At 50.2% G+C, this 646-nt stretch carries 1 protein-coding gene; it reads right to left on the bottom strand.

What is annotated here, in order from left to right:
* Window positions 1-646, bottom strand: a 646-nt coding sequence (locus tag R8N47_RS25915) for a carbon-nitrogen hydrolase family protein (protein ID WP_318186195.1), incomplete at both ends; no start/stop codon positions are given.

The raw sequence follows: 646 nt of genomic DNA, 5'->3' as shown, positions 1-646 counted from the left end.
GGAATGCCCCCACGTTTTACGACCGCAAGGGTGTGTTCCCGTTTGTCCACTGGCTAAAATCCAACATTGCGTTTCAATTGCTCGAGCTCGCAATAATACTTCCCAGTGAGCTTGCCCAGTAACCGCAGTAAACGCGGCGGGAACAACAATGATATCCGCCCCCGCTAAACGCAGTGCTTTGTACAATTCGGGGAAACGAACGTCGTAACAAATGCTCAAGCCGACGCTGCCGATATCCGTTTCTGCCACCACAATTTGGTTGCCCGCGGTGAAAGTATCTGACTCTCGGTAGCTGCCATGGCCATCTTCTACATCGACATCAAACATATGCAGCTTGTCATAATGGGCAATGCATTTTCCGTGAGGTGGTAAAACGAGCGTCGTCGTTGTCACACCACGCGCGGTTTGAATCGGCATACTACCAACGACAAGCGTCAGTTGATGACTCTTCGCGATATTGGCTAAACGCTCTTGAATAACACCGCTACCTAACGGCTCTGCATGTTGATGGTACTCTTCTCGACTGGCAAACAACACCGCATTTTCCGGTGTGAGCACCAGCTTCACTCCTTGATTGGCCGCCAAAGTACATTGCTGGTCAATAAAGTCCAAATTCGCCTGAATATCAGGCCCCGAAGTCATTTGA

This window comes from Vibrio sp. 2132-1, assembly GCF_033344315.1.
This window is presented reverse-complemented; position numbering and strand designations above follow the sequence as displayed.